The following is a 16,913-nucleotide window of genomic DNA, read 5'->3' on the forward strand; positions in this document are numbered from 1 at the left end:
GCTACCTGGGCGCTCTGGCAAGCCGGAACAACAGCTCCGGCGAGAGCCGCTTGACCCAGAGGGCCGCCATTTCCTTGCCTTTACCTACCGCGATCTCACGTTTTTTGCTGTTCAAGCCCTTAACCACCACCTCAGCACAGTCGGTCACATCCATACCATTGATGATATCTTCATCTTCCATATCTGAGGTTTTGCCATCACCGTCCAGCGCACTGCGGGCAATGTCCGTTCGGATAAAGCCAGGCACGATTGTGGAAATATGAATGCCCTGGCCTTCTACTTCTGTCCGTAAAGAGTCGAAGAAACCCATAACTGCATGCTTGGCGGCGCAATAGCCAGTGCGCAGAGGTGCACCAACCTTGCCAGCCACACTGGCTGTTACAGCAATATGGCCGGCACCACGCGCAAGCATGTGAGGCAACACCGCCTTGGTAAGAGCAATCTGCCCCAACACGTCCACGTCCAGCAACTGGCGGTATACCGACATATCTGTATCCACACACAGCGAACGCTGGGATACACCGGCATTGTTGATCAACAGGTCAATTTGGCCAAACTGGTCGAGCACTGTTTGTACCGCACCTGGTAAGGCATCCCAATCTGTGACATCCAGAGGTAGAACCAGAACCTGATCAGCGCTTAAGCCTTTATTTCGGCAACGCTGCGCTACTCGAGCTAACTCACTTTCACGACGAGCAGAAAGCACAAGGTTGGCACCCTCCTGTGCAAATCGGGCAGCCAGCGCCTCGCCAATGCCTGAGGATGCGCCGGTAATCCAGATAGTTCTGTCAGACATTGCTGTTTACTCCGAAATGGTTGATAAAAAAACCTGTTCGCCATGATTACATAATTCACAAGTCTATTTAAAATCTCCGCCTACACGAACACTCTCGGCGAGAGTTGCTGATGTAAACATTCGGTGCCAAGCTTTCAGCACGAGTCAGAAACTCACACAGATAAGGATAATGACATGGGAAGTTCGAAACTCGTTGGTATCGTTTTGCTCGTAGTAGGCATCGCGCTGCTGTTTTTTGGTTATCAATCAACCCAATCTGTTGGCGACCAGATAAGTGAAACGCTTACCGGGCGTTTTACTGACGACACCATGTGGTATCTCATCGGTGGTGCCGCGCTGATCGCCGCCGGTGGATTTCTTTCATTCTTTAAAAAATAGTTATTGAGGACAGTTATGACCATTCACCTGGAACTCGCCCCGCTCATCAGTTTAGGGGCAGGCATTGGCGTTCTGGTATTTCCCCGTTTGCTCAACTATATCGTTGCAGGCTATCTGATTACTCTTGGCGTTCTGGGGCTTTTGGGGCACTCGCTATAACATATCGTTTTCCTCAATATGGCTCGAACCTACGCGCCCTGTAGGAAATGTCTCACAAGCCAATGAGCCAATCTCCCGTGGCCCACAAATACCTCCTCGCTACAATAGGCAGTGTCAGGGATGACAAGCCAGCAAGGAACGTTGGCACAGGGAATGAGTACTCCACGGAGTTGGAGCGCCCAAATGGATTTGGGACGATCAAAGGGATATTGAACGGTCAAAAGGATTTGGAACTGCCCAAAGGATAGGGGCTTTCAAGGACGACCAGGGATGAAGCGCTCAGGAAGAGTGCAGCCTGAAGGAACAGGCGGGGGTCAGCCACGGTACAGAGGATTACATGGAATGTAGTCCTTGTCCGTGCACTGCACTTTTAAAGCAATTTATCCCAACTTTCTTCGCACTTTAATCTTTCCCCGTAATAAGCCAGAATACCTGCTTTTGCTGCATTGCACCCTGACTCACATTCATAACAACACTCGTTATTATCAGGAGTCATTTGCATGAAGCACACCTCTTTTTTCGCCACACTCGTACTGTTGTTCAGCCTGGCAACCGGATTTGCCTATGCAGAGCAGCCAACTATTAACATCAATAGCGCAGACGCAGCCACTCTCGCCAGCCTCGACGGTATTGGCGCAAGCAAGGCCGAAGCCATAGTTGCTTATCGTGACACCAACGGCCCGTTCCAAACACCAGAGGAACTGTCCAAGGTTAAAGGCATTGGCGCACGCACTGTTGAAAAGAACGCTGAGCGGTTAACTGTAAAGTAAGCTCCGCGCTATAGCGTTCCAGACGGCGGCCTTCAGCCGCCGTTTGTTCACCCCCCGCTCTCCCCTCAATATCTGCTTACACAAAAGTCGTCTGGCAAGGGCCCGGCCACCACTCTATGATTGCTGGATAACAACAACGCTAACCAGCTCGAGTGGCACGTCATGGTAGATCCCATCAAGGTATACCCGCCAAAACCAACCCACGTCTATTTTTACGCAACCTGCCTGATAGACATGTTCTACCCGGACGCGGGAATGGCCGGCATACAATTGCTCGAGCGTGAAGGCATCAAGGTCTGCTTTCCCGAAGATCAAACCTGCTGCGGCCAACCGGCGTACACTTCCGGGTACCATGATGAGGCTCGGGTAGTCGCCAAAGCTCAGCTCGATCTATTCCCGGAAAACTGGCCCATCGTTGTACCCTCCGGGTCCTGTGGCGGAATGATTCGAAAGCATTACCCAGACCTGTTCAAGCACACCGGCCAGGAGGCGAAAGCTTCTGAAATTGCCGCCAGAACCTGGGAGCTGACGGATTTCCTTTTGAACGTTTGTCACATAAAGCTCCGGGACTTAGGCCAACCCACTACCCTTGCCATGCATACGTCCTGCTCGGCTCGTCGGGAGATGGGTATTGCGGAGGTTGGGCCAAAGCTTCTTGGTCAGCTCTCCAACGTAAACCTGGTTGAGCAGGTGCGGGCAGAAGAGTGCTGTGGTTTTGGTGGCACCTTTGCCGTGCGCCACCCGGAAATTTCCGGGGCCATGGTCAGCGAGAAGGTAGACACCCTCACCGATACAGGCGCAAGTGAGTTTGTGACAACGGATTGTGGCTGCCTTATGAATATTGCCGGGTACGCAGAGAAGAATCGCAAGCCCCTGGCTGGCCAACATATTTTGAGTTTTCTCTGGGAACGCACAGACTCGGGCAACGGGGGAAAATCATGAACCAAGCGCCTTCAGAAGACTCACACCACATTGATGTGAAAGAGTTTCACCCCCGAGCCCGTGCGGCGATTGCCGACCCTAAAATTCGCCAGAACTTCCGTAAGGCGATGGATGGGTTAATCAGCAAGCGTAAAAATGCCTTTGAGGGCATGGATCTGGAAGCCCTGAGAGAGCTTGGCGCCAACATCCGCCTACGGGCTCTGGCCAACTTGCCTGACTTGCTTGAGCAACTTGAGGCAAAGCTAACCGAAAACGGCATCAAAGTGCACTGGGCCATTGATGGCGATGAAGCTTGCCGGCTAGTGCGAAATATCTGTGTTGCCAGAAATGCCAAAACAGTTATCAAAGGCAAATCCATGGTGTCCGAGGAGATGGAGCTTAACCACTACCTCAAAGAGCGCGGTATTGAAGCGCTGGAATCGGATCTGGGTGAATATATTGTTCAGCTTGCCGACGAAACACCCTCCCATATCATCATGCCTGCGATTCACAAGAACACCGGTGAAATTTCCGAGCTGATGCATGAGAAAACCGGCACCGACCTTTCGAATAATGTGGAATACCTCACCGCCAGCGCCCGCCAGCAGCTGCGTGAAAAATTCATGAATGCCGATGTGGGCGTGTCTGGCGTTAACTTCGCGGTGGCCGAAACCGGCACTCTTTGCCTGGTGGAGAATGAAGGCAACGGCCGCATGACCACCACGGTACCGCCATGTCACATTGCCGTTACTGGCATAGAGAAAGTCGTGGGCAACCTTGAAGACGTGGCTCCACTACTCGCCCTGCTAACCCGGTCCGCTACCGGGCAACACATCACCACCTACTTCAATATGATCTCCGGCCCGCGCAAGCCAGATGAGCTGGACGGCCCGGAAGAAGTTCACCTTGTACTGGTGGATAACGGCCGCTCAACTATCTATCAGGATGATCAGCTACTGGACACCCTGCGTTGCATTCGCTGCGGCGCCTGCATGAACCACTGCCCGGTATATACCCGCGTGGGTGGTCATACTTATGGCACCACCTACCCCGGCCCCATCGGCAAGATTCTGATGCCGCATCTGATTGGCCTGGATGAAGGCAGGCACCTACCAACGGCTTCAAGCCTGTGTGGTGCCTGCGGTGAAGTGTGCCCGGTTAAGATTCCGATCCCGGATTTACTGGTACGACTGCGCCAGGAATCTGTAGATGGCGACAAACTGAACCCCGCCAAAGTGCGCGGCCATGGCGCAAAACGCGGCACTCTGGAAGCATTGATATGGAAAGGCTGGAGCTGGATGCATGCACGGCCTGGCGTTTATCGGTTCGGCACAGCTGTGGCTGCGCGCCTGCGCAAACTGCAACCCGGAAAGCTTGGCGATTGGACAAAATATCGCACAGCCCCAAAGCTCGCCAACAAAACTCTCCATGAAAGAATGAAGGAGCGCGGCGAATGAGCTCCCGAGACACCATTTTACAACGCCTGCGTAACCGTAGCGGGGGCGAACTGAGTGTTCCAGAGTGTGATTTCTCAGTATTGCAGCGGCCTGTGTCGTCTGTGGCTGAGAGGGTTGAACAGTTCCAGAAAACCATTGAATCCGTGCATGGGGAAGTACACAGATGCGCGCGGGACTCCTGGATTGATCAGCTTGCCAGCATCCTGGCTTCCCGCGGTGCCCGCAGCCTGCTGATTCCGTCTGAGCACCAGATCGGCCGAGCCCTGCGTGAATCGGCAGAGAATGGCCTGCCAGAACTGCTGATCTATGACGAGCCCATCGAAAGCTGGCAGCCCCACCTGTTCAACGAAGTCGATGCAGGCATCACCTCCACCCGGGGCGGAATTGCCGAAACGGGAACATTGATCCTGTGGCCAACACCGGAGGAACCCCGCCTGATGAGCCTTGTGCCGCCAATCCATATTGCGGTACTGGAAGCCTCAGAACTCTACACAACCTTCCATGAGGCGATGCTCGCTCAGAACTGGGCAGCTGGCATGCCCACAAACGCTCTGCTAGTCTCCGGGCCATCCAAAACCGCTGACATTGAGCAAACTCTGGCTTACGGTGTTCACGGCCCCAAAGAACTTATTGTGCTGGTTATAGAATGATTCGAGGCGCCCTGTTAATCGCCCTGGCCGCCCTGCTCTGGGCGACCACGGGAATTGTCGCCAAATTCCTGTTCACCGAGACCGACCTGCAAGCCACCACCCTGGCCTTTCTCAGGCTGGCTGTGGCATTGCCGTTTTTCTGGATGCTGATGCGCAGGGAACAGCGACAGCTTCATAAAAGCGCGCCCCATGCTCCCGGCAGCTCACTGCGTCAATTAAACCTGAAATCGCTTGCACCGCTGGCAGCACTTGGGCTCTTCCAGGCCATTTACCAAGGCAGCTACCTACTGGCCGTAGATCTCACCGGCGCAGGTATCGCCACACTGATAGCCCTGTGTCTGCCCCCGGTACTGGTCGCACTACTAGCTGCGCCCTTACTGGGAGAAAAACCAAGCCTGATCACCATTATGGCGTTGATCACCGCAGTGATCGGCACCTTCATGCTGGTGATCAGCGACATGGATACCAGCGGTACTCTGCGTCTTGCGGGTATTCTCATGGCGCTTCTGGCAGCGCTTGTGTACACCGGTTTCACGCTTACAAGCCGATACAGCTCCACTGCCACGCCAGTTTTCACCACGGCATTTATATGCTTTTTCACAGCAGCGCTCATTCTGCTGCCCCTGGTGCTGCTCAGCGGTGGCTTTGAAGGGCTTGAAGAACTGAAACTGCGGCATTGGCTGATGGTTGCGGTTATCGGGATTGTACCCACCTGCATTGGCTACGTGAGCTTCTTTGCCGGCATGAAAACAACTCCGGCCACACTTTCCAGCATCATCGTTACGCTGGAACCTTTGTTTGTCGCCTTGCTCGCGTGGATCTTTCTGGAAGAGGTTCTGGGGCCGGTTGGCATTGCAGGCGCGTTCATACTCACCGCCGCGGTGATTGTGGCTTCGCGCTATGGCGGGAAATCCGGTGCCGTCACGAATGACGACACCGGCACTTCAGCCTGATCAGTTGTTCTTGCGCTGTTTCTCCAGCATGTTGGGCTGCAGAATCTCAATCCAGTAGCCATCGGGGTCCTTGATAAAGGCCAGGCCTTTCATCTTGCCATCGTCGGGCTTCTTGACGAACTCAACCCCCAACTTCTCGAAGCGCTCGGCTGCCGCGTAGACGTCTGGCACTGCAATACCAATGTGGCCAAAACCCTGCGGCTGATCGTTGCCGTTGTGGTAGGCAAAGTCCGCGTCGTTTTCAGTTCCCCAATTGTGGGTCAACTCCAGCATCGCCTCGCGCCCGAACGTGTAAGTGGTTCGATGCCCATCGTCTGCAGGCACATAGTTGGCTTGGCGGTCATCAAGGTAGGCAAGAAAATAGAGCGTAAACTTCATTTCCGGGAAATCGAGCTTACGCACCAACCGCATTCCCAGCACACGGGTATAGAAGTCCATTGAGCGCTCTGGATCTTTGATGCGCAGCATGGTTTGGTTAAATACGTAGCCTTCCGTTTCCGGAACGGGCTCTTCATATAATCCGGGGGCTTGTTCAAAGTGCTTGGGCATGGGGCTTCCCTTTTTAGCTATCGAAAATTCAAGGGCTATATCTGTGTCCTCTTCTGCACAATTTCAAGGGGTGGTTATCCTGCAACGCAGATGAAAAGCGGCGTTCAAGCTATGTTAAACTTGCGCCCATAACCTATCCCGCTGGTTTCGTGTCTGTTTCCGGACTGCCAGCCTTCAGACTGTGGTAAGAGAACCTGTATGGATTTCAAGGTGCCTAATACTCTGGCGGAGCAGATTGCCAACTACCTGGCAGAGCGCATCATGACCGGGCAGATCCAGCCTGGTAAGCGCATCCAGGAGGCCACACTGGCTACTGAGCTAAAAGTCAGCCGCGCGTCCGTGAAAGAGGCTCTGTATACCCTTGAGCGCTGGCATCTTGTAGAAATCACCCCCAGAAAAGGCGCATCTGCCTCGAAGCTGGATGCTAATCATGCGTCTGAGCTATACGACGTTTACATGCACTTGCTAATGATGCTTGCGACACGGCTGTGCGAACGCTGGCAAGAAAGTGACCGGGAGCGAGTACTGGCCGTGGTCACTCAAGCGGTGGAGCAAATGCGAGCGCCTTCGGCAGACATTACGGCAGTGGTGGAAGCCAGCTTTGAGGTGATGGAGGCTTGCTGTGATTTAGTAGGCAACACGTATCTCACTGAGGCTCTTTCAAACTTCAAGCCAGCGGTCAGTCGCGCGTACTATTTGAGTGCCGAACGTTATCGCCACGGTTTAACCCAGACAAGCCACTTTTTCACCCGCCTCCCGCAGGCTGTTTTGGCGCGGGATGTGGAGCAGGCGCAGGCTCTGATTCGGGAGTTTGCGGAGCACCAGAAAGTAATGATTCAGCGAGCATTGAGCTCTGATTAGAGTCCGCGGACCAGCGGGTAGCCCACTTCAAAACACGCTGTAAATACATCCCTGTACGCTCGGCTCCGCCATCCATGGCTCCGCACGGTTTTGAAGTGGGCTACCCGCTGGTCCGCTCGTGCTGCATGCGAGACCTTCAACTGTGACCAAACGCACAGACATATCGCTGCCCCCCACTTATCGTAACAACATGTAACAAAACTTTATTCCCGCTGCATTGGTTATGCTGTCCCCTGCGGCCCGGGAGTCTGAGAAAGACTCCCTGCTAACAACAACAAATCAAACCATGAAGCCGGGGCCGTCATGATTCATCCGCACACCTGTCGCCGCACCACGCGATCAACAGCGCTTTCATTCTGGGTGCTTGCACTTTCCCTACCCTCTAGTGCCATGGCCGAATTTCAGCCATTGGATGACAGCTCACTGTCGGGTGTATCAGGCCAGGCCGGCATTACCATTGAGCTGGAAACCAAAATCAACATTGATCGCCTGTCGTGGACGGATGAAGGCACACTGAGTGTGAACAACATGCGGCTTTCCGGGCACAACGACACCACACTGGATAACCTGAAGCTAACAGTGGATATCGCTGGCACAGGTGAAGTTCTTGAGCACGGCTTCTCAGAGATAGCACGCCGGGCAAACGCCGGGCTCCTTAGTACCAGCGATCCCGATGTAGCAGATGCTTTGGCGAAATATTCCGTAAACGGCGAGTTTGGCAAGCAATTCAATAGCGGCGATCTGGTTATTCACTTGGGTGCAACCAACTACGGCGCCGAAACCAGCCTGACCGACTACCTTCAAGCGATAGATTTTGAGCTCGCCGTAGGAAGCCTCACGACCACTGGCACAGAGGGCTCTGCCACTCTGTTTTCTGATGTATTACTGCAAGGCTATGTAGGCCCTACAGATCTGGTTATCCGAAACGATAGTGCTACTACCCGCACTCTGGCCAATGGCAACCAGGTATCCGGAGCGGAATTACAACTGGATACCCACTTTAAAGTAACCAACGGCAGCCTGAACTGGGAAGCAGCGGATTTAATCTTCCTGTTTAACTTTGCAGCCGTGAGAATTGAAGGCCTGCAAATTCATAACCGGCGCGGCAACGACACGCTGGGCCACTTCGGAATGGCGAGCGCAACGGCAAAAATCTCCCGGGGCACCAGCGCCGCTACTGGAAAAGACGGCCTTTCGATTCACGACGTCGAATTCCGGGCTGATATCGACATGCCCATATTCAAAGTGGGCCAGGCCAGTATTGGCAGCGTTAGTTTCACCGATTTCGCCATTACAGATACAACCATGATGGTTTACGGTCACTAGAGTCTTGTAAACTGCCCGTCCATTTTTGACGGGCAGTCCATGAACGACCACATTAATACCAACGATCAGCATCCAGCTTCTGCAAAACGCCTCGCACTGTTCAGCCTGCTCTTCATCGCGCTCACGGCGGCAGGGCTTTACGCTGTGTACGATCAGTTCGCAGGGCAGAACATCAGTTTCGATACCCGGTTGATTGCACCACAAACGCTGACCGCACTCACTGGGTTGATGCTGGTATATTTCGTTTCTGATGGCTTACGTTTGCATTTCACGCTGCGTGCGCTCGGCCACCACTTATCTTTTCCCGTTATTTTCCGTCTGGTTTTTATCAACTTGTTCTTTTCCAACGTCACGCCTATGGCCACCGGTGGTGGCTTCGCTCAGATATGGTATCTGCACCGCCATGGGGTGCCGGTAGGCAGAGCCACGGCTGCAACCACCATCAGAACCGTGCTGGCAGTGCTTTTCATTTTCTCCCTAACGCCTGTCTTTCTGCTGACTCTGGATGCATTTAATGGCCAGAGCATCACGGGTGATCTGGGTCTGACATTAGCAATATTCATCCTTATATATCTGGGCTTTTTCGTCATTTTGCTGTTCCGAACACGCTGGCTTATCGGGCCGCTCAGCGGACTACTCAGGGCTCTTAACCGCTGGAAACTCTTAACCGATATCCGCCATATGCACTGGCAGTTCAAAGCTAAGCGAGAGATGCTGCGCTTTTCCCACAGCTTTGGTGACTACCTCCAGGGCAGGCCGCTCTTTGTAATGCTTTCCGTTCTATTTACAGCCATATTCCTGCTGAGCCTGTTCAGTTTCCCTGCTCTGCTGATTCATAGCCTGGGGTACGATGTCGACTACCTGATGTCGCTGGGGCTGCTGGTTGTAACAACATTTATAATGTATTTTTCACCAACCCCGGGCGCATCGGGCATTTCAGAAGGTGTATTCGGAAGTTTCTTCAGCGGCATTCTCTCAGGAAGCCATCTGATTCTGGTTATTGTGAGTTGGCGCCTGCTGACTATCTATCTCGGCATGTTCATCGGCCTGGCCGTGCTGCAAAAAGAACTCATTAAACGCCGCAGGAAATCCGGATAATGTTTCGAAATCCACTCAAGTTACTATTCTATCTCTGCCTGCTGACCGTCATTCTTCTCTTGGGTTACAAAACCTACCTGAACGTATTTCTGGAAGATTTTGCGGGCGTGCATACTACCCAGGTGGAACAAATTCAGCGCAAAGTCACAACCGACCAAGCCTTCAGTTTTGCTGTGCTGGGAAACATCAACAACTCTGTCGGGGTTTTCGAAGATCGCATTATTCCGGAGCTAAACGCCTCGGGAACGGACTTTCTGGTTTCTGCCGGCAACGCAGTAAGCGGCGGCGGCGAGGACAAGTATCGCGCGCTCTATGGAAGTCTCAGCCATCTCGACATTCCCTACCTCCTCACATTCGGCGCCCATGAATTCAACAACTTTGGCAGCTTCCGTTTTTATGACCACTTTGGTCCGCACTTCTATAGCATTCAGGTGGGCAACAGCCGGCTTATCTTTCTCGACAGCACTGGAAAGACACCCTGGGAATGGCAGGTGCGTTGGCTGGAAGACCTCCTGAACCAAGACGCCTCAAAGGCACGAATCCTGTTTATTGGTCACCCGCTATTAAAGCCCGAAGAAGATGTCTTGCTCGATCAGCCCGAAGATTATCTTCAGCCGCCGGAGTTCAGGGATGCACTCCTGAAGATGGTTGAAAAACACAACATTAAATTCGTGTTCTCCTCCAACCTCTCGCTGTATTCAGAAAAACAGTTGGGCAACACGCTGTTCGTCACCACAGGGGGAGCCGGTGGCTTAATACTGAACAACAACACCAGCTTTTATCACTACGTGCACGTCAGCGTCAGCCCTACGGGCGAAGTCAGCCACACGCTCCGGAAACTGGAAGTTGGCCAGCACCCTATACTCAAACAACTCGAAAGCCTCTGGTTCTTTGTGTATTCACTGTTCTATGCCGGCTACCTTAATTTCATTCTTATAGTGGCAGTGTTTGCCGCCATCACCATCAAACTCTACGCCATGATTTTCATTGGCAAGGACTACTACCCCGACTACAACCTGGACCCCACTCCCTGGCTGAACAAACCATTAAGGGTGGCCATGTTCACCAATAACTATCTACCCTTCATCGGCGGTGTGCCTATTTCCATTGCACGACTAAAAAAGGGGCTGGAGCAGCTTGGCGACAAGCTTCTGGTAGTCGCACCGCGTTACAAAGATCAACCCGCTGTAGAAGAACATGCGCTGCGGGTACCTTCACTGCTTGCCATGGGGGAGAAGCGGGAGTTCCGCCTGGCCAACATATTTCTTGGTCGTATCCGCAAACGTGTGCGCGCCTTTCATCCAGATATAATCCACCTGCACCACCCTTTCTGGCTGGGCTCGCTCGGGTTATTCATGGCGCGCCGTCTTAAGGTGCCAGCCATTTATACCTACCACACCCGGCTTGAGCACTACGCCCACTTCGTACCCTTGCCGGGGCTTATTTTCCGCAACCTGATATCTCACGCTCTTATCAAACGCTTCGCCAATAAATGCGATGGAGTTATCGTACCCACCTATTCCACTGAGGAGTATCTGCGGATGATTGGGGTGAAAACACCCACCTTTGTGCAGCCTACGGGCATTGAGTACACCCGGTTTCAAGCGGTAGCGGATGAGGAGATCACAGAACTCCGACAGGCTCTGAACCTTAAAAGCGAAACGGTTTTCATCAGCGTGTCGCGATTGTCGAACGAGAAAAACATCGATTTCATGATCGAAGCCATCGGCAGGCTACATCAGGAGTCGACCAAACCCTTTCACTTTCTGATGATCGGCGAAGGCCACCAAAAAGAGCGCCTGCAAAACAAAATTCAAGAACTGGGACTGGAAGATCAGATCACTTTGGTTGGTGCCGTGCCGCCGGAGAAAATGGCAACGTGGTATCGTTTGGGTGACGCCTTTTTGTTTGCCTCCAAATCTGAAACTCAGGGCATGGTCATTCTGGAGGCTATGGCTGCTGGTTTGCCTGTGGTTGCGGTGCGTTCCAGTGGTATCGACGACGTTGTGCGACACGGTATAAATGGCTTCAAAACTCCCGAAAGGCAAGATCTATGGTGTGCTCAGGTAAAACAATTGCTGGAGGATGAGGAATTGAGAAACACTCTTTCAGAGCAAGCTCTGGCATTTTCGAAAGACTTTTCCGTTGAACAATTTGCCTCGAATGTTCGCGAGATCTACGCTACCACTTTGGCAGTCAGCGAGAAGCGTCAACTAAAACGGAGAAATGCATGAGCGGCATCCCTGTAGGTATCAGCACGTGTCTGTTAGGCAAAGAAGTCCGTCATGATGGTGGCCACAAGCATTCCCGCTATTGCACTGAGGTGCTTTCACGGCATTTTGATTTCCGTCCAATTTGTCCTGAACTGGAGGCTGGCCTGGGTGTCCCCCGCCCCGCCATTCATCTGCGCGAATACCCGGAAGGCATGCGCCTGACAGAAACCAAAGGCACTGCTGACCACACCGGTGCCATGCAGGACTTCACCAGCGGGATCATGCCAGAACTGGCCAATTTGCGCGGTTACATTCTGATGGCCAAATCCCCTAGCTGCGGCATGGCGCGCATCAAAGTTCACAACCCGGAAGGCCAGGTAGTGCGACGTGATGGGCAAGGAATGTTCGCCGATGCACTGATGCGCGCATACCCGCTGATGCCAGTTGAAGAAGAAGGCCGGCTGAATGATGACGCGCTGCGGGAAAACTTCATTGAGCGGGTATTTGCCTATGACGACTGGATGCAAAATGTTGTCGGCGAAAACCTCACCGCAAAAGCGCTGATCGAGTTCCATACCCGCCACAAGTTCCAGCTACTGGCGCACTCGGAAAAGATCTACCGGCAACTCGGTCCCATGCTGAGCGACCTTAAATCAGATGCTTTGGAAACTATTGCCAACCGCTATATCCAGGGCTTTATGGAAGCCATGACCCGAAAAGTAAGTCGCGGCTCACATATAAACGTGATGCAGCACCTGATGGGGTATCTGAGGGATGCAATGGAGGGCGAGGATCGCAAGGTTCTGATCGAGCAAATTGAAGCCTACGGTCGCGGCGAAGTGCCGCTCATTGTCCCCATGACACTGCTGAGAATGGCGCAGCGCAGGGAACCGGCCGATTACCTGTTACTGCAGCAGTACCTGAACCCCTACCCGGATGAGCTGGGGCTCAGAAACAAGGTGTAGCACAGGCGGGGCCAGCCTCAGAAACCGTAGAGCAAGGTGATCGCAGTTTCGGTATCCGTGGACTCTGCACCCGCTGGGGGGTGAGAAACATGCTTCCACCGATAGGCTGCCTTCATCGACAGGTTACCCACCAGGTTAGCCTTGATGGCGGTCTCTGACTGACTGATCACGTTGTTCTCATCTAATCCGATTTCCGTACTCAGCTTCTGATGAAACAACGCATTTTCTGAAAGGGCGTAGTTGAATTGGGCCGCAAGCCGCGCAATCGCTTCTTTTTCAACATCTTCACCGTCAGAATTCACGACTTCCAGCTTGTTGTAGCGGTAACCAGCACCCGCTGAGAGATCAAGGAACGAGCGTTCGCCCCGCTGCCAAATACGGTTTCCATAACCGGTGGTAGCGGTGGATTCAAAATCATACCCTGAAAAGCGGTCTTTCTCGTATGTGCCGCGCAGAAACCAATACTGGCTTTCATCAAACTTATAGTTGGTTTCCAGAGCCGCTTTATACTTCTCGGCTGTGGTTTGATCGGCGCCGGTGGTGTCATTTTGAGATTCAGAGTAGTTGGAACTGAAATCAGCAATATTGCGCCAGTCTACTACCTCATGCACGAGCCCCAGGCGCCCGTTAATATTGGTTTCTTCAGTATTACCAGAAGTCATAAGTACACCGAGCTCTGCCTCGCCTTCCCAGTTTTTGGCATCCTGGCCGTAGGCCAGTGGTGCAGCTGTGATGGCGATGATGGCAACGGTTTTCTTAAAACTCATGAAAGCTCCTTGAATAGTCGGTTCAAGCGCATGAACTAATATTAACGAGCGGGGGCGTTCTGACGCTCACCTTTCAAGCTTTTTTGGGCCTGGCGCTCACGTTCTGATTTCTTGCGCGCTTTACGTTCAGCAATAACACGGGCGGCATCTCCACCCACATGTGCCTCTCCCCGGGCCTCGGCCAGTCGCATCTGAAGCTCTCGCTCCGCGAAGCGCGCCTTCTGCTCTTCACTCAGGGAATCAATACACCTATGGCAGCTCACACCCTGCGCATAGCTCGGGTGTTCCTTATCAGCCTCGGTGATTGGCCGCCGGCAGGCATGACACTGGTCATAGCCGCCGCGCTCCAAACGATGATTGACCGTAACCCTGTCGTCAAATACAAAACATTCACCTTTCCACAGGCTCTGCTCTTCTGGCACTTCTTCCAGATACTTCAGGATGCCGCCTTTAAGGTGATAAACCTCTTCAAAGCCTTGCTCTCTCAGGTAAGCCGTGGACTTTTCACAACGAATGCCGCCGGTACAGAACATGGCGACTTTTTTATGTTTCGCAGGGTCGAGATTTTGTTTTACGTATTCGGGAAATTCACGAAACGTATCCGTGGCGGGGTTAATGGCGTGCTCGAAGGTGCCAATTTCAACTTCGTACTGGTTACGGGTATCAACAAGAAGCACGTCCGGGTCTGAGATCAACGCGTTCCATTCCGCGGGCTCAACGTAAGTACCCACAATGCGCTTGGGGTCAATGCCATCGACGCCCATGGTGACAATCTCTTTTTTGAGTTTCACCTTGGTACGTTTGAATGGCTGGATATCTACGAAGGACTCTTTGTAATCAATTCCATCAAAACGTTCATCCGCGTTCAACCAGGCCTGTACGGCATCGATCCCGCTTCGGCTCCCGGCAATGGTGCCGTTGATGCCTTCACGGGCCAGCAACAAGGTGCCGTGCACACCGTTGGACTGCATGATATCCAGCAGTGGTTGGCGAAGGGTTTTGTAATCATTCAGAACGGCGAACTTATAGAGCGCGCACACAACAACGCTGTTGCTCATGGGGATATCTCCTGCAGGCCGGATCGTAAATCCGGAGCATCGGTTTGTTTTATCTGGAAGGTTAAAGCCAGAGAGGGCGCAGATTCTAACCCACTCAGGCTTTTGTTCAAGTCAGGGCTGGCCGAAGCCAGCATAGGCAGTTACTTTCCAGCGCTGGAGAGCTCACGCTCAACAATCGCCGAAAGCTGGCCCCAACCCGGACGGGTAAGGCGAATGTTATCCACAAGAACGGTTGGCGTGCTTGTCACCTGCAACTGCATGGCAACACGACGGCTGGCTTCAACAGCTTCTCTGTGCAGTTCTGTGGTCATGCAGCGGCGAAAGCGACGTTCCTCCAGGCCCAAATCCTTGCCGTAACGGGTAAATGTGGCGACCGGGTCATTCGACCCACTCCATTCGGTTTGCGAGCCATAAAGGCGTTCGTGCATTTCCCAATAGGCACCTTGGTCGCCAGCACAGCGGGCAGCCTGCGCTGCCGGGAATGCATTCTGGTGCTGTTGCAAGGGCAGATCGAAATACACGAAGCGAACTTTCCCTGCCTCTACATATTCCTGCTTCAAGCGCTTGCTGGCTGAGGCAAAAAGGCCACAAGCCGGGCATTGGTAATCTGCAAACTCCCGCACAACCACTGGCGCCTCGGCAGCACCAACGGAAACACCGTACTGGTCCAGGCCCGCCGGGAAGGCCTCTGCATTTGGTGCGGCAACCGGCAACTCATCAGATGAGGGTGTCGGGGCGGCGGTCAGGAAAAAAGCGCCAATAACAATAGCAGCAAGAACCAACACGCTCACCACGATCACCAGAGGCTTTTTCGACTGGGCTTGCCGGGGTGGCGGTGCACCGGTTTCTTTACGACGTTTTGCTTCACCCATTTTTGACTCCTTTTATTTTGCAGAGGTAACCTGATAATTGTTAGCAGGCGAACATTCCCACAATCGCTCAGGCAGGCTAAGATCCTCTATATCCTACATAAGTTCCAATACAAATTAAGGAGATCTCATGCCACTTCCAGCCTTTCGCGCAGATTCTTTAAGCTTGCCACTGATTGCAGCTCCCATGTTTCTTATTTCTGGACCTGAGTTGGCACTTGCATGCTGTCGGGAGGGCATTGTTGGGAGCTTCCCGGCCCTGAACCAGCGCACAAGTGAAGGCTTTGAAGAGTGGCTGATCAAGATGAACGAGGGTCTTTGCAAACTGAAAGAAGCACACCCGGAAGCCAATATTGCGCCTTATGCTGTCAACCTGATCGTACATCGCTCCAATCCCCGCTGGCTGGCAGATCTGGAACTTTGCGTCAAGCATCAGGTGCCCATCATCATTACGTCACTAGGAGCCGCCAGCCAGGTGGTAGAAGCCGTGCATAGCTATGGTGGTGTAGTGTTCCACGATGTAACCAACCAAAAGCATGCTCGCAAAGCAGCCGAGGCCGGCGTGGACGGTGTTATTGCCGTATCTGCCGGTGCTGGCGGGCATGCGGGCACAATCAACCCGTTTGTGCTGGTTCACGAAATCCGCGAAGTGTTTGATGGCACTATTTTGCTGGCTGGCGGGCTCTCCCATGGTGAAGATATTTTGGCAGCTCAAGCCTTGGGTGCAGACCTGGCCTATATGGGCACGCGTTTTATCAACACCACTGAATCCCGAGCGGAAGATGCCTACCGCAACATGATTATCGAATCTGAATCCAGTGACATCATTCATACGCCAGCGGTATCTGGCGTTCCTGCCAGTTTCATGAGGCAAAGTCTGGAAGCTGCCGGATTCGATATGGCCAAACTAAACCAGGCGGGCGAAATCAATTACGGTGAAAAGCTGAAACCAATGGATGATGAAGCCAAAGCCTGGAAGACCGTTTGGTCCGCCGGCCAGGGTGTGAGCCAGATTAACGATGTGGTCAGCGTGGAGGCTCTGGTATCAAGATTGAAGCAGGAATATCAAAGCGCGCGTGCACGGCTTTGCACTTAAAGCATCTTTGTAATGCTCCCGGTTCCG

General features: G+C 53.1%; 18 protein-coding genes. 13 read left to right on the plus strand and 5 right to left on the minus strand.

The window, feature by feature from the left end; genetic code table 11:
• Position 1 precedes the first annotated feature (1 nt).
• The gene (locus RKA07_RS03485) at positions 2 to 796 is read right to left on the minus strand and encodes an SDR family oxidoreductase (RefSeq protein ID WP_310965583.1); all 795 of its coding nucleotides are present in this window, start codon (positions 794 to 796) and stop codon (positions 2 to 4) included.
• A 174-nt stretch (positions 797 to 970) separates the two neighbouring features.
• On the opposite strand from RKA07_RS03485, the gene RKA07_RS03490 reads away from it, so the two are divergent.
• From RKA07_RS03490 to RKA07_RS03520, 7 genes are all read left to right on the plus strand, one after another.
• Positions 971 to 1,174: a DUF3185 family protein gene (locus RKA07_RS03490; protein WP_200202722.1), complete on the plus strand. Its 204-nt coding sequence runs from the start codon at positions 971 to 973 to the stop codon at positions 1,172 to 1,174.
• Between the two features lie 15 nt (positions 1,175 to 1,189).
• Positions 1,190 to 1,333 (plus strand): DUF3096 domain-containing protein, encoded by a 144-nt coding sequence (locus RKA07_RS03495; protein ID WP_100638438.1) that lies wholly within the window; start codon positions 1,190 to 1,192, stop codon positions 1,331 to 1,333.
• Positions 1,334 to 1,833: 500 nt separating this feature from the next.
• Positions 1,834 to 2,103, plus strand: a complete 270-nt coding sequence (locus RKA07_RS03500; RefSeq protein WP_310965584.1) for a ComEA family DNA-binding protein — start codon at positions 1,834 to 1,836, stop codon at positions 2,101 to 2,103.
• Between the two features lie 162 nt (positions 2,104 to 2,265).
• On the plus strand, positions 2,266 to 3,045 hold the full coding sequence (locus RKA07_RS03505) for a (Fe-S)-binding protein (RefSeq protein WP_310965585.1): 780 nt from the start codon (positions 2,266 to 2,268) through the stop codon (positions 3,043 to 3,045).
• Positions 3,042 to 4,481 carry a LutB/LldF family L-lactate oxidation iron-sulfur protein gene (locus RKA07_RS03510; protein WP_310965586.1) on the plus strand — a complete coding sequence of 480 codons (1,440 nt, stop codon included), beginning with the start codon at positions 3,042 to 3,044 and terminating at the stop codon, positions 4,479 to 4,481. The genes RKA07_RS03505 and RKA07_RS03510 overlap by 4 nt, the downstream gene beginning before the upstream one ends.
• On the plus strand, positions 4,478 to 5,131 hold the full coding sequence (locus tag RKA07_RS03515; RefSeq protein WP_310965587.1) for a LutC/YkgG family protein: 654 nt from the start codon (positions 4,478 to 4,480) through the stop codon (positions 5,129 to 5,131). Before RKA07_RS03510 ends, RKA07_RS03515 begins: the two co-directional genes overlap by 4 nt.
• Positions 5,128 to 6,084, plus strand: a complete 957-nt coding sequence (locus tag RKA07_RS03520) for a DMT family transporter (protein ID WP_310965588.1) — start codon at positions 5,128 to 5,130, stop codon at positions 6,082 to 6,084. The genes RKA07_RS03515 and RKA07_RS03520 overlap by 4 nt, the downstream gene beginning before the upstream one ends.
• On the opposite strand, the gene gloA is transcribed toward RKA07_RS03520, so the two are convergent.
• Positions 6,085 to 6,633, minus strand: a complete 549-nt coding sequence (gene gloA, locus RKA07_RS03525; RefSeq protein ID WP_310965589.1) for a lactoylglutathione lyase — start codon at positions 6,631 to 6,633, stop codon at positions 6,085 to 6,087.
• 198 nt (positions 6,634 to 6,831) lie between these two features.
• On the opposite strand from gloA, the gene RKA07_RS03530 reads away from it, so the two are divergent.
• The 5 genes from RKA07_RS03530 (at position 6,832) to RKA07_RS03550 (ending at position 13,096) form a co-directional block, all read left to right on the plus strand.
• Positions 6,832 to 7,494: a GntR family transcriptional regulator gene (locus tag RKA07_RS03530; RefSeq protein ID WP_310965590.1), complete on the plus strand. Its 663-nt coding sequence runs from the start codon at positions 6,832 to 6,834 to the stop codon at positions 7,492 to 7,494.
• A 303-nt stretch (positions 7,495 to 7,797) separates the two neighbouring features.
• Positions 7,798 to 8,820: a DUF6160 family protein gene (locus RKA07_RS03535; protein ID WP_310965591.1), complete on the plus strand. Its 1,023-nt coding sequence runs from the start codon at positions 7,798 to 7,800 to the stop codon at positions 8,818 to 8,820.
• Between the two features lie 39 nt (positions 8,821 to 8,859).
• Complete coding sequence (locus RKA07_RS03540; protein ID WP_310965592.1) at positions 8,860 to 9,918, plus strand: lysylphosphatidylglycerol synthase transmembrane domain-containing protein; 1,059 nt, start codon at positions 8,860 to 8,862, stop codon at positions 9,916 to 9,918.
• Positions 9,915 to 12,152, plus strand: coding sequence for a glycosyltransferase (locus RKA07_RS03545; RefSeq protein ID WP_200202792.1), 2,238 nt, complete (start codon positions 9,915 to 9,917; stop codon positions 12,150 to 12,152). The genes RKA07_RS03540 and RKA07_RS03545 overlap by 4 nt, the downstream gene beginning before the upstream one ends.
• Entirely contained in the window at positions 12,149 to 13,096 is a 948-nt protein-coding gene (locus RKA07_RS03550; protein WP_310965593.1) for a YbgA family protein, read from the plus strand. The genes RKA07_RS03545 and RKA07_RS03550 overlap by 4 nt, the downstream gene beginning before the upstream one ends.
• A gap of 17 nt (positions 13,097 to 13,113) precedes the next feature.
• Here the strand turns inward: RKA07_RS03550 and RKA07_RS03555 are convergent, their stop codons facing one another.
• The 3 genes from RKA07_RS03555 to RKA07_RS03565 all read right to left on the minus strand — a co-directional run bounded on the left by RKA07_RS03555 (position 13,114) and on the right by RKA07_RS03565 (position 15,793).
• Positions 13,114 to 13,863 carry a DUF481 domain-containing protein gene (locus tag RKA07_RS03555; protein ID WP_200202732.1) on the minus strand — a complete coding sequence of 250 codons (750 nt, stop codon included), beginning with the start codon at positions 13,861 to 13,863 and terminating at the stop codon, positions 13,114 to 13,116.
• Positions 13,864 to 13,904: 41 nt separating this feature from the next.
• Positions 13,905 to 14,921, minus strand: a complete 1,017-nt coding sequence (trhO, locus tag RKA07_RS03560) for an oxygen-dependent tRNA uridine(34) hydroxylase TrhO (protein ID WP_200368972.1) — start codon at positions 14,919 to 14,921, stop codon at positions 13,905 to 13,907.
• Positions 14,922 to 15,061: 140 nt separating this feature from the next.
• Positions 15,062 to 15,793: a DsbA family protein gene (locus RKA07_RS03565; protein WP_310965594.1), complete on the minus strand. Its 732-nt coding sequence runs from the start codon at positions 15,791 to 15,793 to the stop codon at positions 15,062 to 15,064.
• Positions 15,794 to 15,920: 127 nt separating this feature from the next.
• Between RKA07_RS03565 and RKA07_RS03570 the strand changes: the two genes are divergently transcribed.
• Positions 15,921 to 16,886 (plus strand): NAD(P)H-dependent flavin oxidoreductase, encoded by a 966-nt coding sequence (locus RKA07_RS03570; RefSeq protein WP_310965595.1) that lies wholly within the window; start codon positions 15,921 to 15,923, stop codon positions 16,884 to 16,886.
• The last annotated feature ends 27 nt before the right edge of the window (positions 16,887 to 16,913 follow it).

This window comes from Marinobacter xiaoshiensis, assembly GCF_031631795.1.
Lineage (GTDB): Bacteria > Pseudomonadota > Gammaproteobacteria > Pseudomonadales > Oleiphilaceae > Marinobacter > Marinobacter xiaoshiensis.

What these genes read in the sequence shown, in the direction of transcription:
- RKA07_RS03530 (WP_310965590.1), top strand. Translation starts at nt 6,832, where the DNA reads ATGGATTTCAAGGTGCCTAATACTCTGGCGGAGCAGATTGCCAACTAC.
- RKA07_RS03500 (WP_310965584.1), top strand. Translation starts at nt 1,834, where the DNA reads ATGAAGCACACCTCTTTTTTCGCCACACTCGTACTGTTGTTCAGCCTG.
- RKA07_RS03535 (WP_310965591.1), top strand. Translation starts at nt 7,798, where the DNA reads ATGATTCATCCGCACACCTGTCGCCGCACCACGCGATCAACAGCGCTT.
- RKA07_RS03490 (WP_200202722.1), top strand. Translation starts at nt 971, where the DNA reads ATGGGAAGTTCGAAACTCGTTGGTATCGTTTTGCTCGTAGTAGGCATC.
- RKA07_RS03510 (WP_310965586.1), top strand. Translation starts at nt 3,042, where the DNA reads ATGAACCAAGCGCCTTCAGAAGACTCACACCACATTGATGTGAAAGAG.
- RKA07_RS03495 (WP_100638438.1), top strand. Translation starts at nt 1,190, where the DNA reads ATGACCATTCACCTGGAACTCGCCCCGCTCATCAGTTTAGGGGCAGGC.
- RKA07_RS03520 (WP_310965588.1), top strand. Translation starts at nt 5,128, where the DNA reads ATGATTCGAGGCGCCCTGTTAATCGCCCTGGCCGCCCTGCTCTGGGCG.
- trhO (WP_200368972.1), bottom strand. Translation starts at nt 14,921, where the DNA reads ATGAGCAACAGCGTTGTTGTGTGCGCGCTCTATAAGTTCGCCGTTCTG.
- RKA07_RS03555 (WP_200202732.1), bottom strand. Translation starts at nt 13,863, where the DNA reads ATGAGTTTTAAGAAAACCGTTGCCATCATCGCCATCACAGCTGCACCA.
- RKA07_RS03565 (WP_310965594.1), bottom strand. Translation starts at nt 15,793, where the DNA reads ATGGGTGAAGCAAAACGTCGTAAAGAAACCGGTGCACCGCCACCCCGG.
- RKA07_RS03550 (WP_310965593.1), top strand. Translation starts at nt 12,149, where the DNA reads ATGAGCGGCATCCCTGTAGGTATCAGCACGTGTCTGTTAGGCAAAGAA.
- RKA07_RS03540 (WP_310965592.1), top strand. Translation starts at nt 8,860, where the DNA reads ATGAACGACCACATTAATACCAACGATCAGCATCCAGCTTCTGCAAAA.
- gloA (WP_310965589.1), bottom strand. Translation starts at nt 6,633, where the DNA reads ATGCCCAAGCACTTTGAACAAGCCCCCGGATTATATGAAGAGCCCGTT.
- RKA07_RS03485 (WP_310965583.1), bottom strand. Translation starts at nt 796, where the DNA reads ATGTCTGACAGAACTATCTGGATTACCGGCGCATCCTCAGGCATTGGC.
- RKA07_RS03515 (WP_310965587.1), top strand. Translation starts at nt 4,478, where the DNA reads ATGAGCTCCCGAGACACCATTTTACAACGCCTGCGTAACCGTAGCGGG.
- RKA07_RS03570 (WP_310965595.1), top strand. Translation starts at nt 15,921, where the DNA reads ATGCCACTTCCAGCCTTTCGCGCAGATTCTTTAAGCTTGCCACTGATT.
- RKA07_RS03505 (WP_310965585.1), top strand. Translation starts at nt 2,266, where the DNA reads ATGGTAGATCCCATCAAGGTATACCCGCCAAAACCAACCCACGTCTAT.